Genomic DNA, 19,579 nt, shown 5'->3' on the forward strand with positions numbered 1-19,579 from the left:
AGGGGACCGACGGCGCGATGGAACGAGGCAAGGAGGTCTCATGAAGGACGCCCTCGCGATCCACCGCTGGCTCCTCGCACACCAGGTCCACCATGAGATCGTACGCCTTCCGCGCCCCATCACTTGCGCGGACGAGCTTCCCGGGACGATCTCCGCCGCGCCCGAGAGGTGCGTGACGGTCACGGTGTTCGAGGTCGCTCCGAGGATAGGGCGCGAGTTCGTCGTCGCCGTCGTCCACCCTCTCGCCACTCCCCCGGGACCGGCCGCCGTCGGCGGCCTGCTCGGTGTCCGTACGGTACGCCTCGCGCGCGCGCACGTCGTCAACAGGGCCACGGACTACGCGGCCGGGCTGGTCGGCCCGCTGCTGCTGCCCGAAGAGCTGCCGCTGTTCATCGACGACCGCCTGAGCGCCGACACCGAGCCGGTCTTCTCCGCCACCGGCGAACGCCACGCGGTCCTCAGCATGCGCGCCCTCGACCTGCTCACACTCGTGTCGGGGAAGACCGTCGACCTCCGGGTGCCGCAGCCCCGGGGAAGCCTGGAGGCGGTCGCGCCGGGGCACTGAGCCCGTACCATTGCGGGCGTGTGTCGTAATCCAGCCAGGGCGCAGGCGTGATCCGGAAGGCCACGCTGCTCGCCGTGCTCTCGGCCGCGCTGCTCGTCCCCTCCACGGTGGCGGCGGCGCCGGGCGCGGCTGCCGCGAGCGCCGCCGCGCGGCAGGGCATCGACCTGACCCTCACCTCCGTCACGCCCGATTACGCCACCGAGCGGGCGACCGAGATCAAGATCACCGGCACGGTGCGCAACAGCGGCTCCGTCGCCACGCCGGGCCTGCGGGTCAGGGTGCGCTACTCCTCCCAGCGCTTCGCCGACCGGGCCGCGATGGCCGCCTACGCCGACGACACCACGACGGCCACCCAGCCGCCCAACGTCTCGACCCAGTCGAGCATGGTCATCTCCGAGCTGGCCGCCAGCGCCTCCCAGGACTTCGAGCTGACCATGACGCCCGCGCAGTTCGGGCTGACCTCGTTCGGCGCCTACCCGCTCGCCGTCGAGGTGGTGCAGTGGGACGCCGTGCAGCTCGCCTCCCAGCGCACCTTCCTCACGTACGCGCCCGCGACCGGCCAGCAGCAGCCGGTGCGCAACCGGCTGGCGCTCGTGCTGCCCGTGATCGACCAGCCGCGCCGGTCCGACGACGGCACGTTCGTCGACGACGAGCTGGGCGCCGAGCTCACCGGCAAGGGCCGGCTGGCCGACCTGGCGCGCATCGCCGAGATCGCGCCCTCCAGCGTGACCTGGGTCGTCGACCCGGCGCTCTTCGACGACGTCCAGGCCATGACCAAGCCGTTCCGGGTCAAGACCGGCGACGGCAAGCCCGAGGAGCGGCCCGCCGACGCCGCGGCCTCCCAGTGGCTCGTCGGGATGCGCGCGGCGCTGGCCGACAATCCCGTCATCGCCACCCCGTACGCCGACCCCGACGTGACCGCGCTGGCCCACCGGGGCCTCGACCGGCAGCCGGGGCGCGCGCTGGAGCTGGCCGCGAAGAAGGCCGCGCTCATCAAGAGCGACGTGTCGACCTCGACCTACTGGCCGGTCGGCGGCATGCTCGACGCCGACGCGCTCGACCTGCTCGCCGTCGGCGCGCCCGGCGCCACCCGGGTCGGCAAGGTCCTGCTCGACCCGGCCAGCCTGCCGACCCAGCAGGCCGCCTCCGCGGCGACCGTGCTCCCCGCCGTCACCCCCGACGCCGCCACCACGCTCGACACCGTCATGGGCCCCGTCACCGCGCTGGTGGCCGACGCCGAGCTGAGCCACGTGCTCGAACCCACCCCCGGCACCCGCGGCGCGATCCTGCTGAGCAGGCAGCGGTTCATCGCCGAGACCGCGATGATCTCCGTCGAGCCGGGCCAGACCCGCGCGCGCTCCCTCGTCATGGCCCCGTCCCGGCGCTGGAACCCCAGCCCGACGCTCGTCTCGACGCTGCTGAAGACCGCGGACAAGCTGCCGTGGCTGTCGCTCACCCCGCTCGACTCGATCAAGGTGCCCCGCGACCGGGTCCCGCGCGCCGGGCTGACCTACTCCGACCGCGACCGCAAGCAGGAGCTCAGCGGCAAGTACCTGGAGCCGGTCCGCGAGGTCGCCGCGCAGGCCCAGCTGGCCGCGGAGGTCACCGGCCAGCAGCAGTCGTCCTTCGACGCCGCGGTGCTCAGGCTCGCCTCCTCCGCCTGGCGCGGCGACACCAAGGCCGGGCGCGCCGTCACCGAGCAGGTGAGCGAGGCGGTCAAGGACCGCATCGGGAAGGTGTCGATCACCGGCGCCGGCCCCGACCAGCCGCGCACCCTCGCGGGCAGCGACGGCGAGGTCCCGATCAGCGTGAAGAACGAGCTGAGCACCCCCGTCTCGCTGTACGTCGACGTCAAGTCCGACGACCCGGGCCTGCTCGAAACCCATCTCCCGCAGCTGGAGCCGCTGCAGATCGACGGCGAGCAGAGCGGCACCGTCCAGATCCCCATGACCGTGACCTCCTCCGGCGGCGGCGACGCCTCGGTGACCGTCCAGCTGCGCACCGCCGACGGCCGGGCCTACGGCGAGCCGGTCAAACTGATCGTGCGCACCACCGGCTACACCGGCATCGCGCTGGTCATCGTGGGCGGCGCGCTGACCGTCATGCTGGCGGCGGTGGTCACCCGGATACTCCGGCGCAGGTCGCAGCGGCGGGTCGCACGGGCCGCCCGGACACGTGAGAGTGAGGCCATATGAGCCGCCTGCTGCGTGCCAGCGCCATCATGGCCGCCGGCACGATGGTTTCGCGCGTCACCGGGTTCGTCCGCACCATGGTGCTGGCCTACGCCATCGGCACGGCCGCGCTGGGCGACGCCTACAACGTCGCCTACGCCATCCCCTACAGCATCCTCGACCTGCTGCTGCTCGGCGTGCTCAGCAGCGTCGTGGTGCCGATGATCGTCAAGGCCCAGCAGCGCGACGCCGACGGCGGCCGCGCCTACGAGCAGCGGTTGCTGACGCTCGCCACCATCGCGCTCATCGTCGTGGCCGCGCTGGCGGTGCTGGCCGCCCCGATGATCATCGACCTCTACACCGACTGGGACCGCGGGGAGCGCAAGTTCGAGGTGGCGGTGCGGCTGGCCCAGTTCATCCTGCCGCAGCTCGCCTTCTTCGGCATCGGCGCGGTGGCCGGGGCGATCCTCAACACCCGTGACCGGTTCGCCGCCCCGATGTGGGCGCCGGTGGTCAACAACCTGGTCGTCATCTGCGTCATGGTCGCCTACGCGATCATCGTCTCCAACGGTTCCGACGTCGACGCCGTCACCAACGGCGAGCTGGCCCTGCTCGGCCTCGGCACCACGGCCGGCATCGTGGCCCAGGCGACGGTGCTGGTGATCGCGCTGAAGCGGGCCGGGTTCCGCTTCGTCGCCCGCTTCGACCTGCGCAACGCCCGCCTCGGCGAGATGGCCAAGATGGGCGTCTGGACCATCGGCTACGTGGTCGTCACGCAGCTCGGGTTCCTGCTCACCACCAACCTCGCCAGCGCGGCCGGCGACGTGGTCAGCGGTCACGGCGTCTCCCCGTACACCCTGGCCTTCCAGCTCTTCCAGCTTCCGTACGGGGTCGTCGGCGTCTCGGTGATCACCGCGATGCTGCCCAGGATGAGCCGGGCCGTGGCCGAAGGGCGCTTCGACCAGGTGCGGTCCGAGTTCGGCTCCAGCGTGCGGCTCATCGGGGCGGTGATGGTGCCGGTGTCGCTGCTGCTCATGGTGCTCGGGCCGGCGATCGCCGTGCCGCTCTACGGCCACGGCGCCAACACCGTCGCCAACGCCGTCTACATCGGCAACGTGCTGCAGGTCTACGGCCTCGCGCTGGTGCCGTTCGCGGTCTTCCAGCTGCTGTTGCGGGTCTTCTACAGCTTCGGCGACACCCGCACGCCCGTCTTCGTCGGCGCCGGCACCACCGCGGTCAACGCCGCGCTGATGGTGCTGCTCTACAACCTGTTGCCGGCCCGCTACGCGGTCATGGGGCTGGCCCTGGCCTACGCGATCGCCTACGCGCTCGGCGCGCTGCTGGCCTGGGTGCTGGCCTCCCGCCGGGTCGGCGGGCTGGGCGGCTGGCAGGTCTGCATGTCGATGACCAGGATGTATCTCGCCGCCCTGCCCACGGCGGTGCTGGCCCTGGCCACGGTGTGGAGCATGCAGGAGATCTTCGGGATGCCCGGCTTCCTCGACTCGGTGATCACTTTGGCCGTCGGCGGCGGGCTCGGGATGATCCTTTACCTGTGGGTCGCCCACCGCGCGCGCATTCCCGAGGTCAGCTCGGTCGTTGGGATGGTCGCCGGGCGGGTACGCCGCTAAAGAGCGCGGGGAGCAACCGGCTCGGGCACTAGCATGGTGCCGACACGCGCGAATGGAAGCAGGAGGGGCGTGGGCGGATCCATCCGGCATAGCGTGCCTGCGCAGGACACCGCCAGGCAGGCACGTCGAGCCGTGACCAGGGATGATCGGGCGAGCGAGGTGAGCCAGTGAGCACATCGGCGATCGAGCCCGGCACCCGCCTCTCCGACCGGTTCCGGCTGGAGGACCGGGTCAGCGAATCCGACGGCGCCACCTACTGGAAGGCCATCGACGAGATCCTCGCCCGCCCCGTCGCGGTGCTGACCTTCGCGCCCGACTTCCCGCGCGTGCAGGAGGTCGTCACCGCCGCCCGGGCCGCGAGCAGGCTCACCGACCCCCGACTCACCCAGGTGTTCGACGCCGCCCAGGACGCCGATCGCGCTTACGTCGTCAGCGAGTGGGTGACCGGCGACACCCTCGCCGACCTGCTCTCTTCCGGTCCCCTGGATCCCGAGCGGGCCGCAGGGCTGGTGGCCGAGGCCGCCGAGGCGCTCGCGCACGCCCACGAGGCCGGCCTCTACCACCTGTGCCTGCGCCCCGGCAACCTGGTGTGGACCACCGGAAACACGGTCAAGGTGCTGGGCGTGGCCGTCGACTCGGCGCTCTACGGACTGACCACCGACCAGCCCGGGCTCGACGACGCCGAGGGCCTCGGCCGCCTGTTGTACGCGGGGCTGACCGGCCACTGGCCCGGCGACGAGGAAGAGGGCACGCTCCCGGCCGCGCCGATGACCGACGGCCACTTCTGCACCCCCCGCCAGGTGACCGCCGGCGTGCCCGGTTATCTCGATACGGTCACGATCCGGGCCTGCCTTCCCGAGTCGCGCCGGGGGCAGGGCGCGCTGTCCAGCCCCGCCGAGATCGCCGAGGCGCTCGCCGACGTGGCCAGGCCGATGCCGATCTCGATCCCGTACGGATCCGCGCCGTCGGTGACGACGTCGGCCTCCCCCAGTGAGGGCCTCGACACCGACCGGCGCAGGCTCACGGCGCCGCAGCACCTCCAGCCGGCCGTCCAGACCGGCCCGCAGGGCGGCGGCAACGTGCTCAACCGGGCGCTGATGACCGCGGTCGTGCTGCTGGTGATCGTCGCGGTCGGCGTCGGCGCCTGGACGATCGGCCGGAGCCTCGGCAGCCCCGACGGCCAGGAGGCGCAGCCCACGCCGACCACCGCCACCACGTCGCCGCCCGCCCAGGCGCAGGCGGTCAAGGCCGAGAAGGCGACCGGGTTCGACCCGCTCGGCGACCAGGAGGAGAAGGCCGAGCTGGCGGCCCTGACCATCGACGGCAAGCCCAGCACGTTCTGGAAGACCGACAACTACAACAGCGCCGCGCTGGGCAATCTCAAGGACGGGGTGGGCCTGCTCCTCGACATGGGCAAGTCCATGCAGATCAGCGACGTGGTGGCTACGCTGGGCGAGGCCCCCGGCGCGACCGTCGAGCTCAAGGTCGGCGACCAGGCCGACCTGTCGTCGCTCAAGACCGTCGCCCGGGTGAAGGGCGCCTCTGGCAAGACGACCTTCAAGCCGGAGCAGACTGCCAGCGGGCAGTACGTTTTGATCTGGTTTACCCGTCTTCCGGCGGACGCGGGCAAGTTTCATGGCACCATCTATGAAGTAGTCGTGCACTCTCCAGGATCGGCATAACCAGGAATCCCTCTTGTGAACTCCCCACCCGAGACCCCCTCACCAGCGGATCGGCCTGCGGTCAGCGACGCCGATCTGCTGGCCGCGCACATCACCGGGGATCCTCACGCCTTCAGCGAGATCGTCAAGAGGCACCGCGACCGGATGTGGGCCGTCGCGCTGCGCACGCTCGGCGACCCCGACGAGGCCGCCGACGCCGTCCAGGACGCCTTCGTCTCCGCCTACCGCAAGGCCGGCTCGTTCCGCGGCGAGGCCGCCGTCACCACCTGGCTCCACCGCATCGTCGTCAACGCCTGCCTCGACAGGATGCGCCGCAAGTCCGTGCGCCCGGTGGCCGACGACGAGCTGATCGAGGCCGCCGAGCGCGACGCCCAGCTGCCCGACCAGACGGTCGAGCGTGAGGTGTCGATGGAGGTCTCGGCCGCGCTCAAACTGCTCCCCGCCGACCAGCGGGCCGCGCTCGTGCTGGTCGACATGATGGGCTACTCCGTCGAAGACGCAGCTCAGGTGCTGCAGGTGCCCAGCGGGACGGTGAAGAGCCGATGCGCCAGGGGCCGCGCGAAACTTGCCCCGATTCTTTCGCATCTGCGGAACCGATCTGACTTGAGTCGCGTCTCATCCGCGAAGGGAGACAGAACTTCGTGACGGGTGAAACGCACTACGATCTGGACGCCCTCGCCGATTTCGCCGAGGGCCTCCTAGACGCCGACACGGCCGGCCTGGTCCGCGACCACCTCGCGGTCTGCCCCCCATGCGGGGAGCTGCTGGCCGATCTAGCGGCGGTTCGAGAGGTGCTCGCGGCGACTCCCACGCCGGCCATGCCGATGGGTGTCGCACTGCGCATCGACAAGGCGCTGGCCGCCGAGGCGGAGTCCCAGCGCGGCGGAGTCGGCCTGGCGGATGCGCCGGACTGGGACAAGCTCATGCGCGACGCTCCATGGGAGCGGCAGGAGCCGGAGCCCGTGCGACTCGGGGTGGTCTCCGACGACGGCACGGTCGTCCCGGCCCGCACGCGCACCGCCCGGCGGCGCCGGTGGGCGATGCCCGCGGTGGCGGCGGCCGCCGCGGCCGCGGTGGTGGGCACCGCCGCGGTGTCGGCGAGCCTGCTCGCCTCCGGAGGAAGCGAGCCGACGGTCCAGCCACCACCGGTCGTGGCCCAGAGCCAGCCGGCCCGGGAGGAGATCAAGGCCCGGGCCTACGCGCTCACCGACAGCGGCCACAACTACAGCGACCAGGAGCTGGCCCAGGCGCTCGGCGACTTCCTCGCGCCCGCCCCGATCGTCGGCGGCGAGTCCGGCGGCAACCAGGTCGACCACTGCGTCGGCACGGTGTCCAGCCGGGCCAAGCTCGAGGTCTTCGCCGTCGACCAGGGCCAGTACAACGGCCAGGAAGCCATCATCATGGCGTCCTGGAAGAACAAGGAGACCAAGCGGCTGCGCATCGACGTCGTCGACCCGTTCAACTGCAAGAACCTGCGCAAGCCCGCTCTGGGCCGCTGGTAGTCCCTGACCTGTGAAGAGCCCGCCTCGGCGGGCTCTTTCGCGTGTGCGCCCGAGGGCCGGGAATGGCGACGGCTTAGGATCTGTTGAGGCCAAAGGCAACATCAGACTAGAGAGGCGTGGGAGCGTTGGACGACGTTCGTAACGTGATCATCATCGGATCCGGTCCCGCCGGATACACCGCGGCCGTCTACTCCGCACGCGCCGAACTCCAGCCTCTGGTCTTCGAAGGCTCCGTCACCGCCGGCGGCGCGCTCATGAACACCACCGACGTGGAGAACTTCCCCGGGTTCCCCGACGGCATCATGGGCCCCGACCTCATGGGCAACCTGCGCAAGCAGGCCGAGCGGTTCGGCGCCGAGCTGATCGCCGACGACGTGGTGGAGGTCGACCTCAAGGCCGATCCCAAGGTCGTCAAGACCTACGACCAGACCTACTACGCCAAGTCGGTCATCCTCGCGATGGGCTCCGGCTACCGCGAGCTCGGCCTGGAGAACGAGAAGCGGCTGTCCGGCCGCGGCGTCTCCTGGTGCGCGACCTGTGACGGCTTCTTCTTCCGCAACAAGGACATCGTGGTCGTGGGCGGCGGCGACACCGCCATGGAAGAGGCGACGTTCCTGACCCGCTTCGGCCGCATGGTGACCGTAGTGCACCGCCGCGACCAGCTGCGCGCCAGCAAGATCATGCAGGATCGGGCGTTCGCCAACGACAAGATCCGCTTCATCTGGGACACCGAGGTCGTCGACGTCCTCGGCGACACCAGGGTGGAGTCCGTCAAGCTGCGCAACGTCAAGACGGGCGAGGAGTGCGACCTGGCCACCGACGCGCTGTTCCTGGCGATCGGCCACGACCCGCGCACCGAGCTCGTCAAGGGCCAGGTTGACCTCGACGACGACGGCTACATCAAGGTCGCCCACCCGACCACCGCCACCAACATCGACGGCGTGTTCGCCGCGGGGGACGTCGTCGACCACATCTACCGCCAGGCGATCACCGCGGCGGGCACCGGCTGCTCGGCGTCCCTCGACTCCGAGCGCTGGCTCGCCAACAACGAGAAGTAAGGGAGCGCATCCGTGAAGGCAGTTACCGACGCCACGTTCGAGGCCGAGGTCCTCAAGAGCGAGAAGCCCGTTCTGGTCGACTTCTGGGCCGAGTGGTGCGGCCCGTGCCGTCAGGTCGCACCCATCCTCCAGGAGATCGCCAACGAGCACGGCGACAAGCTCGAGATCGTCAAGCTCAACATCGACGAGAACCCCGAGGTTCCCCGGCAGGCGGGTGTCCTCCAGATCCCGACGATGAACGTCTACAAGGGCGGCGAGCTCGTCAAGCAGATCATCGGCGCCAAGCCGAAGGCCATGCTGCTCCGCGAGCTCGACGGCATCATCTAGGTCCGTCCAGCCGAGAGCCCTCCGCCGCGTGGCGGAGGGCTCTCGCGTTCACAGCTCGCCTCGATACCAGGCCTCGGCCTCGGCTCTCAGCGCGTGCTCGTCCGGTTCCGGCGGCCGCGCTCCGGCGGCCTTCCCCAGCAGTGCCCGTACGAACCGGTCCGGATCGTACGGAGGAGTGAAGGACGCGACGAGAGGGTCGCCCGCGTCGCAGCGGGCGCACAGGAGCACCTCGCTGATGCCCCGGACCTCGTTCCCCGAGGCGTTCGTCCAGATGTGGGGCAGGCGCAGGACGGCGAGGACGTCGCCGGTGCGGCACCTCGGGCACGCCGGGGTCATGCGAACGCGCCGGCGCCGAGCAGCGCCTTGACGTCGCCGTAGAACGCCGGCTCGGCGGCGACCCGGAAGGGGCGGAGGTCCAGCAGCACGGCCCCGACCCGCACGTGCACGGGCGCCCTGCCGGGATGGGTGGTCAGGATGTGCTTGAACTCCCGGACGAGTCGCGGGTTCAGCTGGTTCTCCCTGATCGAGATCACCACGGGCGGCTCGGCGTCCGCCCGGGTGACGTCCAGGAGGGCGATCTCCTCGGCGTAGACGCTCGTCGTCTCGTCGCGCACGTTGACCCGTCCGCGTACGGAGATCACCCGGTCCTGGGCCAGCGCCTCCCCGTACAGGATGTAGGTCTTGGGGAAGACGAGGCACTCCACGGAGGCGTCGTGGTCCTCCAGGGTGACGATCGCCCACGGGCTGCCCTGCTTGGTGACCTTGCGCTGCAGGCCGGAGACGATGCCGCTGACCCGGGCCGCGGCGTCCTGCCGTCCGGAGGCCAGCAGGTCGGCGATCGTGGTGTCGCGGTTGGCGTCGAGGATGTGCTCGGCGCCGTCGAGCGGGTGGCTGGAGACGTACAGCCCGAGCATCTCGCGCTCGAAGGCCAGCAGCGTGGCCTGGTCCCACTCGCCTTCGGGGATCACGACGGAGAACCCCTCGCCCTGCTCGGTGTGCTCGCCGAAGAGCGAGTCCTGACCGCGCGCCTCGTTCCGCTTGACGTCGGCGACCAGGTCGACGGCCTGCTCGTGCACCGCGACCAGGGCCTTGCGGTGGTGACCCAGGCTGTCGAAGGCCCCCGCCTTGGCCAGTGACTCGATGACGCGCTTGTTGCAGACCACAGAGGGGACCTTGGCGAGGAAGTCGTTGAAGCAGGCGTAACGGCCCGCGGTCTCCCTGGTGGTGACGATGGCGTCCACGGCGCCGGCGCCGACGTTGCGGACGGCGCCCAGGCCGAAGCGGATGTCGGAGCCGACGGCGGCGAAGTCCAGCCGGCTGGCGTTGACGTCCGGGGGCAGCACCCTGATGCCCAGGCGACGGCAGTCGGCCAGATAGACGGCCATCTTGTCCTTGTCGTCGCCGACCGAGGTGAGCAGCGCCGCCAGATACTCCTGCGGGTGGTTGGCCTTGAGGTAGGCGGTCCAGTAGGAGACCAGGCCGTATCCGGCGGTGTGCGACTTGTTGAAGCCGTAGCCGCTGAACGGGACCAGCACGTCCCAGACCGCGCCGATCGCCTCGGCGGAGAAGCCGCGCTCGCGCATCCCGGCGGAGAAGCGGTCCCACTCGGCGTCCAGGACCTCCTTCTTCTTCTTGCCCATGGCCCGGCGCAGCATGTCGGCGGCGCCGAGGGAGTAGCCGGCCAGCTGCTGGGCGATGGCCATCACCTGTTCCTGGAAGACGACCAGGTGGTAGGTGTCGCCCAGGATGGGCTCCAGCGCCTGTTCCAGCTCCGGGTGGATGGGCTCGACGGGCTGCCTGCCGGTCTTGCGCAGCGCGTAGTTGGTGTGGGCGTTCATCTCCATCGGGCCGGGCCGGTAGAGCGCGTTCACCGCGGCGATGTCGGTGAACGTGGTGGGCCGCATCAGTCTCAGCAGGACCCGCATGCCGCCGCTGTCGAGCTGGAAGACCCCGAGCGTGTCGCCGCGCGCCAGCAGTTCGTACGTGGTCGGGTCGTCGAGCGGGATGTCCAGGATGTCGAGGTCGACGCCCTTGTTGGCGCGGACGCCCGCGATGGCGTCGCCGATGACGGTGAGGTTGCGCAGGCCGAGGAAGTCCATCTTCAGCAGGCCCATGTCCTCGGCCTGGGTGAACGGGAAGCCGGTGATGACCGGGCCGCCGGCCTTGGGTTTGACCAGCGGGAGCACGTCGATCAGCGGCTCGCTGGAGAGGATCACGCCCGCGGCGTGCACGCCGGTGCCCCGGGTCAGGCCCTCGATACCGGCCGCGGTGTCGATCACCCGCTTGACGTCGGGGTCCCGCTCGTACATCTGGCGCAGCTCGCTCGCCTCGCCGTGCCTGGGGTGGGCGGCGTCGTGGATGGCGGCCAGCGGGATCTCCTTGCCGCCGTCCGCCGCGGGGAACGCCTTGGTGATGCGGTCGCCCAGCGCGTAGGGCAGGCCGAGCACCCGGCAGGAGTCCTTGATGGCGGCCTTGGCCTTGATGGTGCTGAAGGTGACGATCTGGCAGACCCGGTCGTCGCCGTACCTGCGCGTGACGTAGTCGATCATCTCGTCCCGCCGCCGGTCGTCGAAGTCCAGGTCGACGTCGGGCATGGTGACGCGTTCGGGGTTGAGGAAGCGTTCGAAGATGAGCCGGTGCTCGATCGGGTCGAGCTGGGTGATGCCCGTGCAGTAGGCCACCATCGAGCCCGTGGCGGAGCCGCGGCCGGGGCCCAGGCCGATGCCGTTCTCGCGCGCGTACCGGCAGATGTCGGCGACGACCAGGAAGTACCCGGGGAACCCCATCGCGTCGATGACGGACAGCTCGTAGTCGATGCGGTCGAGCACGTCCCGGGGCGGATCGCCGCCGTAGCGGCGGCGGGCCCCGTCGAGCGTCTCCGCGCGCAGCCAGCTCGACTCGGTCTCGCCCTCGGGTACGGGGAAGCGCGGCGTCAGATCGCGGTGGGCGAACACCTCGTCGTAGTCGCCGACCCGCTCGGCGATCAGCAGCGTGTTGTCGCAGGCGCCGGGCACCTCGGCCTCCCAGAGCGCGCGCATCTGCGCGGGAGACTTGATGAAGTAGCCGCTGCCGGAGAACCGGAAGCGGTCGGCGTCGGCCAGGCGCTTGCCGGTGCCCACGCACAGGAGCGCGTCGTGGGCCCCGGCCTGGTCCTCCGTGACGTAGTGGGAGTCGTTGGTGGCCAGGGGCGGCAGTCCGAGCCGCTTGCCGAGGCGCAGGAGGTCGTCCCTGACCCGGCGCTCGATGGCCAGGCCGTGGTCCATCAGCTCCAGGAAGTAGTTGCCGGGGCCGAAGAGGTCGCGGTAGCGCGCGGCGGCCTCGACGGCCTGGTCGTACTGGCCGAGGCGGAGCCTGGTCTGCACCTGGCCGGAGGGGCAGCCGGTGGTGGCGATGATGCCGGGGGCGTGTTCGGCCAGCAGTTCATCATCCATACGCGGATATTTCTGGACATGACCCTCCAGCCAGGCCCGTGACTGGAGGCGGAACAGGTTACGCAGCCCCTGCGCGCCGGTCGCCCACATGGTCATGTGCGTGTAGAGGCCGCGCCCGGAGACGTCGCCGCCCTCGCCGGTCTCGTCGTCGGACCGGCGCAGGGCGAGGTTGTCGCTGTAGTACACCGGCTTCCGGTGGAGCCGCGACTCCGGGGCGACGTAGGCCTCGATGCCGATGACGGGCTTGACTCCGGCCTTGCGCGCCGTCCGGAAGAACTCGTACGCCCCGTGCACGTTGCCGTGGTCACTCATCGCCACGGCGGGCATCTCCTGGCGGGCGACCTCGTCCATCAGCAGGCCGACCTTGGCGGCGCCGTCGAGCATGCTGTACTCCGTATGCACATGCAGATGGACGAAGGACACCACGTCTCCCGGTTGTAGGCTCGCTCGCGAACCCGAGCATTCGACCCGAGAGGCGGCCCGGTTGTCCAACAATCGACACGCCGATCCCCCACATCCACCGGATGTGGACCTGGACCTCGGCACGGTCCGGGCCTTCGTCGCCGTCACCGAGGACCACTCCTTCAGCGAGGCCGCCACCCGGCTGGAGATCAGCCAGCAGGCCGTCTCCAAACGGATCGCCAAACTGGAGTCCGACCTCGGCGTGCGGTTGTTCTACCGCTCACGCAACGGGGCCGCCCTCACCGAGGACGGCCGGGCGTTCCTGCACTACGCGCGCAGCCTCGTCGGCCTCGCGGACCAGGCGCTCGGCGTGCTGCGCGGCCGTTTCCGCCCGCTCCGGGTCGACGTCCTGGACACCAGGCTGGCCTCGGTCGAGCTGGTCAGGGCGTTCCACAGTACGGCCGAGGACCTGCACATCGACGTCACCACCTCGAACGGCCTCAGGTCGGCCCGCGGCACGCTCGCCAGGGGATCCGTCGACGCCGCCTTCGTCCGCGTCAGCGGGACGCTGGAGGAGGACCTCCGGTACGTGCCGGCCTACTTCGACCCGGTGCACCTGCTGATCAGCCGCGACCACCCGCTGGCCGACCGGCGGGCGGTGGAGGTGTCACGGCTCGCGGGATCGACCGTGTGGATGCCCGGCAACGCCCCCGGCAGCGAGTGGGCCGAGTTCTACGGCCTCCTCGGCGCCGCGTTCGACCTTCGGATCGACGCGACGGGGCCGGACTTCGGCTGGGAGCACTTCGTGGCCGACATCGCCTCGGGCGAACGCCTCGGGTTCGTCGGCGAGGGCTGCCGCCTGCCCTGGCACGCCGGTGTCGTGCAGATCCCGGTGGTCGACCCCGTCCCCGTCTACCCGTGCTCGCTGCTCTACCACCGGCAGAACCACCACCCGGTGCTGGCCTCGCTCGTCGACTTCGTGTCCGAGAGGTTCCGGCCGCTCGACCCGCGGCGTCAGTGGGTGCCGGACGCCGATCGCGCCGCTCTGGCCGCTCTGGCCGCAGGAGGGCGCTGACGGGCCCGTACGAGGACGGGCGGGGGCAGACTGGGGTCAGACCGGGCGAAGGGCGCGTTCGGGGCTCATGGAGCCCAGGAGACGTTCCAGGGCGACCTCGACGTCCTCGCGCCACGAGACGGCGGTTTTCAGCTCCAGCCGTAGCCGCGGAAATCGCAAATGCGGACGAACAGTTTTAAAGCCTACGGAAAGCAAATATTCAGCAGGAACCACACAACTCGGCTCCTCCCATTTGAGGTCCCCGAATGCCTCGATCGCCTTGACCCCACGGCGCGTGAGGTCCTTCGCCACGCCCTGGATGAGCATCCGCCCCAGCCCGCCGCCGGAGAACTCCTGCACGATATGGGCCGTCATCAGCAGCACGGCGTCGGCGCTGACCGGGGACGTGGGAAAGGCCACAGAACGCGGGCTGTAGAGCGGAGGGCTGTAGAGCACGAACCCCGCAGGCACCCCGTCGACATAGACGATCTTCCCGCAGCTCCCCCATTCGAGGAGCGTGCCGGAGATCCAGGCCTCCTTCTCCAGCCCCGGGTCACCCGACTTCACCGCCCGCTCTCCGCTGACAGGGTCGAGCTCCCAGAAAACACACTGGCGGCAGCGCCTTGGAAGATCTTCCAGATTGTCCAGGGTGATATTGACCAGCCGACGCGACAACTACGGCCCCAATCGTAGACCCGGAAAAGCGCGGAAAACCGCGTCCCCACCTGGCATCGTAGCCCAGTGACGGTCTCGCCAGCGGGCACCACGGCCGTACCGCCCCGTCATGGGCGACATGTCCGGCTGGCGTAACCTGGAGTCTCGGATCGATATACACCTAGGAGGTGGGCCGTGACAGAAGAGCAGGATCACGGTCAGACGCCCGCGACCCAAGGGTCGCGCATCGACGCCTACGTCGACCGGTACGCCGCGCGAGCTACCGGGATGGTCGCCTCCGAGATCCGAGCTCTCTTCGCCGTCGCGTCGAGGCCCGAGGTGGTCTCGCTCGCGGGCGGCATGCCGTACGTCACGGCGCTTCCCCTCGACATGGTCGGCGAGCTGGTCTCGGATCTCGTGACCAGGCGCGGGCCCGTAGCGCTCCAGTACGGCTCCGGCCAGGGCGACCCGCATCTGCGCGAGCAGATCTGCGAGGTCATGGCGCTGGAAGGGATTCAGGCCGGCGGCAACGACGTGGTCGTCACCGTCGGCTCACAGCAGGCACTCGACCTGATCACCCGGATCTTCATCGATCCGGGTGATGTGGTCCTGGCGGAGGGCCCCTCGTACGTGGGCGCCCTCGGCACCTTTGCGGCATACCAGGCCAAAGTGGTGCATATCGCTATGGACGATCAGGGCATCCTGCCCGAATCCCTCGCCCAGACCATCTACGCCCTGGAAACGGCGGGAGCTCCGATCAAGTTCCTGTACACGATCCCGACCTTCCACAACCCCGGCGGCGTCACGCTCAACACCGCGCGGCGCCAGCAGGTGCTCGACATCTGCCAGCGCGCCGGGGTGCTCATCGTCGAGGACAACCCGTACGGGCTGCTCGGTTTCGACGGCGAGCCGATGCGCGCGCTGCGCGCGGACAACCCCGACGGGGTGGTCTACCTCGGGTCGTTCTCCAAGACGCTCGCCCCGGGCTTCCGCGTCGGCTGGGCGCTCGCCCCGCACGCCGTCCGCGACAAGCTCGTGCTCGCCATGGAGTCGGCCGTGCTGTCCCACTCGTCGTTCACCCAGCTGGCCGTCGGCCAGTACCTCGCCACGCAGCCGTGGCGCGAGCAGATCAAGACGTTCAAGGAGCTCTACCGCGAGCGCCGCGACGCCATGCTCGACGCCCTGGAGTCGCTGATGCCTCCGGAGGTCACCTGGACACGGCCCGCGGGCGGGTTCTTCGTCTGGGCGACGCTTCCCGAAGGGCTCGACTCGAAGGCGATCCTGCCCCGCGCGGTGGCCGAGCGGGTGGCGTTCGTTCCGGGCACCGGGTTCTTCTCCGACGGCAGCGGCGCCCGCCACATGCGGCTGTCGTTCTGCTATCCGGAGCCGCACCGCATCCGGGAGGGCGTCCGCCGTCTGGCGGGCGTCATCGAGCAGGAGATGCAGCTGCGCGACACGTTCGGCACCGGCTCCACCCGGGACCACCCCGGCGTGGACACGCCCGGCCCCGACCTGGCCTGACCACCTCACGAACGACCGGCGTCCGCGCGGACGCCGGTCGTTCGCCGTTCCACCCGGCCGGCGTGAACCACGCCCGTCGTACGCCACCGCCCCTTCTCCGCCGGTACGGTTGGACCTCGGGCGATCAGCGAGGAGAAGAGATGAGCGACCTGGGCCACGTGCTCGTGCTGGCCGGCGGCCTTTCCTACGAGCGTGAGGTCTCCCTGCGCTCCGGCCGCCGGGTGAGCGAGGTGCTCAGGGCGGCGGGCATCGACGTGGAGGCCCGCGACACGGACGCGTCGCTGGTGCCGTCGATCCTGGCCGACCCGCCCGACGCCGTGTTCGTGACGCTCCACGGCGGAGCCGGCGAAGACGGCGCGATCCGCTCGGTGCTGGAGCTCCTCAACGTGCCGTACGTGGGAGCCGACCCCGACGCGTGCCGGGTCGCCTTCGACAAGCCCACGGCCAAGGCCGTCGTCCGCTCGGTCGGCCTGCGCACGCCCGCCTCGATCACGCTGCCCAAGGAGACGTTCCACGACCTCGGCGCGACGGCCGTGCTCGGCCGCATCGTCGACCAGCTCGGCCTTCCCCTGTTCGTCAAGCCCGCCCGCGGCGGCTCCGCCCTGGGCGCCTCCATCGTCCGCACCGCCGAGGAGCTCCCGGCCGCGATGGTCGGCTGCTTCGCCTACGGCGATACCGCGCTGATCGAGCGGTACGTCGAGGGCATCGAGGTCGCGGTCTCGGTCGTCGACCTGGGCGAGGGTCCCGTCGCCCTCCCGGCCGTGGAGATCGTCCCCGACGAGGGCGTGTACGACTACGCCGCCCGCTACACGGCCGGCCACACGGAGTTCTTCGCCCCCGCCCGCCTGTCCCCCGCCGCGGCGGCGGCCTGCGCCGAAACCGCCGTAACGGCCCACACGGCGCTCGGCCTGCGCGACATCTCCCGCACCGACCTCATCGTCGACGCCACCGACACCCCCCACTTCCTGGAGGTGAACGTCGCACCCGGCATGACGGAGACCTCCCTCCTGCCGATGGCGGCGGAAGCGGCCGGCCAGGACCTCGGCGACCTCTGCCGCGCCCTCCTCCAGAACGCCGCCTCCCGCCCCCGCCCCAACCTCTCCACCCTCTGACTTCCCTCCCCAGGACGCGCTTCCCCCCTGAGGTCGGGAGGACTGTCTCCACCGGCCACGCGAGGTTCTCAGCCGAACTCGGACTCGTCCTGGGGGGTGCAGGAGCGCATCCCGCCGAGGTCGAGAGCAGCGCCTCCTGTCAGCCCAGCCACGTCGGAATCCATGGAGCCCTCCCGCAGGGGACTCGCCGTCCGCCGAAGCTGGGAGCCGCCCCGAGAAGCGTCGGAGCGTCCCATCGCACACGACCGCTGAAGTCGAGAGCAGCGCCCTCCGCCAAGGTCTGTGGGAGCGCCTCCCGCCGGACGCGCCACACGCCGAGGTCGCCACACCGACGTCCATGGGACGATCCCGTCCGATGCGCAACACGCCGAGGTCGAAAGCAGCGCCTCCCGCTGTTCTCCCACGCAGCCTCAGCAAGCATCTCCCCTCTCGGGAGTCGCCACTCACCGAAGCCGGTCCTTGCCTCCCGTCGAGAGGCGTAGGAGCGCCTCCTGCGAGGCTCGCGCTCGCCGAGGTCGAGAACAACTCCTGCCATGCCCCGGCCATGCCGGGTTTCATGGAGTCGCCACCCGCCGATGCGGGCCTCGCCCCGAGGAGCGTCGGAGCGCGTCCCGCCGCACTCGCCAAGGTTCAAGGAAGGACCTCCCACGGAACTCGCCGCCCTCTCCGAGAGCCGGGGGCAGCGCCCTCCGCCGAAGTCCGTAGGAATGCCTCCCGCCAGACGCACCACCCGCCAAGGCCGGGAGCAACTCCTAGCGTCGACCCCGCCGCACAGGGGCCGTGGGGCTCTCCCGCCCGATGCGCCGCGCCGAGCTGGGACGCCCCCGCTGAAGGGCGTGGTGGCGCCTCGTCATGCGCGCCCAACCACCGGGATTGAGGCGCAGCGCCTCCTACTGGACTCGTCCTCTCCAAGAGCGGGAGCAGCGTCCTCTGCCGAGTCTGTGGGAATGCCTCCCCGTCGTAAGCACCACCGCCTTCTACTGGACTCGCCCTCGCCGAGGTCCAGGTACAGCGCCTGCCACCGACCCGACCGTGGTGGCTCTCCTGCCTGAGACTCGCCTCCTATCGAAGCCGGAACTCGCGTCGAGGGCGTGGGAGTGTGTCCCTTCTGATTTGCTGTCCGCCGAGGTGCTGGGGTCACGCCTGTGGGAATCGCCGGTTGCCGTGGTCCGGGGTAGCGCGTTGGGCGGCTTTCTGGATGTCGCTCAGGTCGCCGGTCGTCGGCGTGCTCGTTCCTGGATGCGGGTGCGGCCATCCTCGATCGGATGCGACGGATCTCGTGCGAAGGGGCGTCTCTTTCGTAAGTAGCCTTGGCGTGTGATCGAGCCGACCTACCCGAAGAGCTTCGCCAGCGACAACCACGCCGGCGTCCATCCAGCCATCCTCGAAGCCATGGCCGCCGCCAATCAGGGCGACGCACCCGCATACGGCGGCGACACCTGGACGGGGGCGTTCGAGCAGCGCGTCAAGGACGTGTTCGGCTCTCATGCCGAGGGTTTCGCCGTGCTCAACGGCGCGGGCGCGAACATGGTCGGCCTGGCCCTCATGCTCGGCCGCTATGACGCGATCATCTGCCCCGACACCGCCCACATCGCCACCCACGAGACCGGCGCCACGGAACGCATCCTCGGCGTGAAGCTCATGACCGTCCCGACTCCGGACGGCAAGCTGCGCCCTGGTGACATCACCTCCCGGCTGTCCGTGCTGGGCGACCACCACCAGCCCCAGCCGCGCGTCGTCTCCATCTCCCAGGTCACCGAACTCGGCACCTGCTACTCCCCCGACGAGATCGCCGCCCTGGCCGAGACCGCCCACGCCGCCGGCATGCGCCTGCACGTCGACGGCGCCCGGCTGGCCAACGCGGCGGCCCATCGCGGGTACGGCCTCGACGCGATCACCACGGCGGTGGGCGTGGACGTCTTCAGCTTCGGCGGCACCAAGAACGGCGCGCTGGCCGCCGAAGCGGTCGTCGTCCTGGATCCGTCCCTCGCCGACTCCGTCCCGTTCCTGCGCCGCCAGTCGCTCCAGCTCGCTTCGAAGATGCGCTTCATCTCGGCTCAGCTCAGCGCGCTTCTCACCGACGACCTGTGGCGGCAGAACGCGGCCCACGCCAACGCCATGGCCCTCCGCCTGGCGAACGGCCTCGCCGACGTCCCCGGTGTCGCCCTGGAGTATCCCGTCGAGTCCAACGCCGTCTTCGCGCGGCTCCCCATCCAGGTCGCCACCGCGCTCAAGCGCCGCTATCTCTTCCACTTCTGGGACGAGACGGCAGGCGTCGTCCGCTGGATGACCGCCTTCGACACGACACCGGAACATGTCGACGACTTCCTCGACGACATCCGCAAGGCAGCCACCGCCTAACGCCCCACCCGTGTTTCACGTGAAACACGTCCCAAGCGCCCTCGCAGGGCGGGGAGAGTCACGAGCCATGGGCAACGACGCTCACCGCCGCCACGAGACAGGCAGTCTCGC

Annotated in this window: 15 protein-coding genes; 12 read left to right on the forward strand and 3 right to left on the reverse strand. The window is 70.5% G+C overall.

Going from position 1 to position 19,579, the window contains the following annotated elements:
- Positions 1–40: 40 nt before the first annotated feature.
- From ACZ6YG_RS35590 to trxA, 8 genes are all read left to right on the forward strand, one after another.
- On the forward strand, positions 41–565 hold the full coding sequence (locus ACZ6YG_RS35590; protein ID WP_148035948.1) for an aminoacyl-tRNA deacylase: 525 nt from the start codon (positions 41–43) through the stop codon (positions 563–565).
- Positions 566–612: 47 nt separating this feature from the next.
- Complete coding sequence (locus tag ACZ6YG_RS35595; RefSeq protein ID WP_466020407.1) at positions 613–2,760, forward strand: DUF6049 family protein; 2,148 nt, start codon at positions 613–615, stop codon at positions 2,758–2,760.
- The gene (gene murJ / locus ACZ6YG_RS35600) at positions 2,757–4,364 is read left to right on the forward strand and encodes a murein biosynthesis integral membrane protein MurJ (RefSeq protein WP_466020408.1); all 1,608 of its coding nucleotides are present in this window, start codon (positions 2,757–2,759) and stop codon (positions 4,362–4,364) included. Before ACZ6YG_RS35595 ends, murJ begins: the two co-directional genes overlap by 4 nt.
- Before the next feature lie 167 nt (positions 4,365–4,531).
- Complete coding sequence (locus ACZ6YG_RS35605) at positions 4,532–6,046, forward strand: protein kinase family protein (RefSeq protein WP_397196480.1); 1,515 nt, start codon at positions 4,532–4,534, stop codon at positions 6,044–6,046.
- 15 nt (positions 6,047–6,061) lie between these two features.
- Positions 6,062–6,691 (forward strand): RNA polymerase sigma factor SigM, encoded by a 630-nt coding sequence (gene sigM, locus ACZ6YG_RS35610; RefSeq protein ID WP_148035945.1) that lies wholly within the window; start codon positions 6,062–6,064, stop codon positions 6,689–6,691.
- Positions 6,688–7,548 carry an anti-sigma factor family protein gene (locus ACZ6YG_RS35615; RefSeq protein ID WP_397196479.1) on the forward strand — a complete coding sequence of 287 codons (861 nt, stop codon included), beginning with the start codon at positions 6,688–6,690 and terminating at the stop codon, positions 7,546–7,548. The genes sigM and ACZ6YG_RS35615 overlap by 4 nt, the downstream gene beginning before the upstream one ends.
- Before the next feature lie 125 nt (positions 7,549–7,673).
- Entirely contained in the window at positions 7,674–8,606 is a 933-nt protein-coding gene (gene trxB, locus ACZ6YG_RS35620) for a thioredoxin-disulfide reductase (protein ID WP_148035943.1), read from the forward strand.
- Between the two features lie 12 nt (positions 8,607–8,618).
- Positions 8,619–8,933 (forward strand): thioredoxin, encoded by a 315-nt coding sequence (trxA, locus tag ACZ6YG_RS35625; RefSeq protein ID WP_148035942.1) that lies wholly within the window; start codon positions 8,619–8,621, stop codon positions 8,931–8,933.
- Between the two features lie 48 nt (positions 8,934–8,981).
- On the opposite strand, the gene ACZ6YG_RS35630 is transcribed toward trxA, so the two are convergent.
- Together ACZ6YG_RS35630 and dnaE are read right to left on the reverse strand one after the other, a co-directional pair.
- Positions 8,982–9,269 carry a DUF6300 family protein gene (locus ACZ6YG_RS35630; RefSeq protein WP_148035941.1) on the reverse strand — a complete coding sequence of 96 codons (288 nt, stop codon included), beginning with the start codon at positions 9,267–9,269 and terminating at the stop codon, positions 8,982–8,984.
- Complete coding sequence (gene dnaE / locus ACZ6YG_RS35635; RefSeq protein WP_466020409.1) at positions 9,266–12,790, reverse strand: DNA polymerase III subunit alpha; 3,525 nt, start codon at positions 12,788–12,790, stop codon at positions 9,266–9,268. Before dnaE ends, ACZ6YG_RS35630 begins: the two co-directional genes overlap by 4 nt.
- Before the next feature lie 100 nt (positions 12,791–12,890).
- Here dnaE and ACZ6YG_RS35640 point away from each other — a divergent pair, with 100 nt between their 5' ends.
- On the forward strand, positions 12,891–13,841 hold the full coding sequence (locus ACZ6YG_RS35640) for a LysR family transcriptional regulator (protein ID WP_466020410.1): 951 nt from the start codon (positions 12,891–12,893) through the stop codon (positions 13,839–13,841).
- A 36-nt stretch (positions 13,842–13,877) separates the two neighbouring features.
- Here ACZ6YG_RS35640 and ACZ6YG_RS35645 read toward each other — a convergent pair whose 3' ends face one another.
- On the reverse strand, positions 13,878–14,495 hold the full coding sequence (locus ACZ6YG_RS35645; protein WP_148035938.1) for a GNAT family N-acetyltransferase: 618 nt from the start codon (positions 14,493–14,495) through the stop codon (positions 13,878–13,880).
- 267 nt (positions 14,496–14,762) lie between these two features.
- Here ACZ6YG_RS35645 and ACZ6YG_RS35650 point away from each other — a divergent pair, with 267 nt between their 5' ends.
- From ACZ6YG_RS35650 to ACZ6YG_RS35660, 3 genes are all read left to right on the forward strand, one after another.
- On the forward strand, positions 14,763–15,995 hold the full coding sequence (locus tag ACZ6YG_RS35650; protein ID WP_246640482.1) for an aminotransferase-like domain-containing protein: 1,233 nt from the start codon (positions 14,763–14,765) through the stop codon (positions 15,993–15,995).
- A gap of 140 nt (positions 15,996–16,135) precedes the next feature.
- Positions 16,136–17,107: a D-alanine--D-alanine ligase family protein gene (locus tag ACZ6YG_RS35655; protein WP_148035936.1), complete on the forward strand. Its 972-nt coding sequence runs from the start codon at positions 16,136–16,138 to the stop codon at positions 17,105–17,107.
- Between the two features lie 1,317 nt (positions 17,108–18,424).
- Positions 18,425–19,468 (forward strand): threonine aldolase family protein, encoded by a 1,044-nt coding sequence (locus ACZ6YG_RS35660; RefSeq protein ID WP_466020411.1) that lies wholly within the window; start codon positions 18,425–18,427, stop codon positions 19,466–19,468.
- The last annotated feature ends 111 nt before the right edge of the window (positions 19,469–19,579 follow it).

The organism is Nonomuraea sp. NPDC054003, assembly GCF_055585125.1.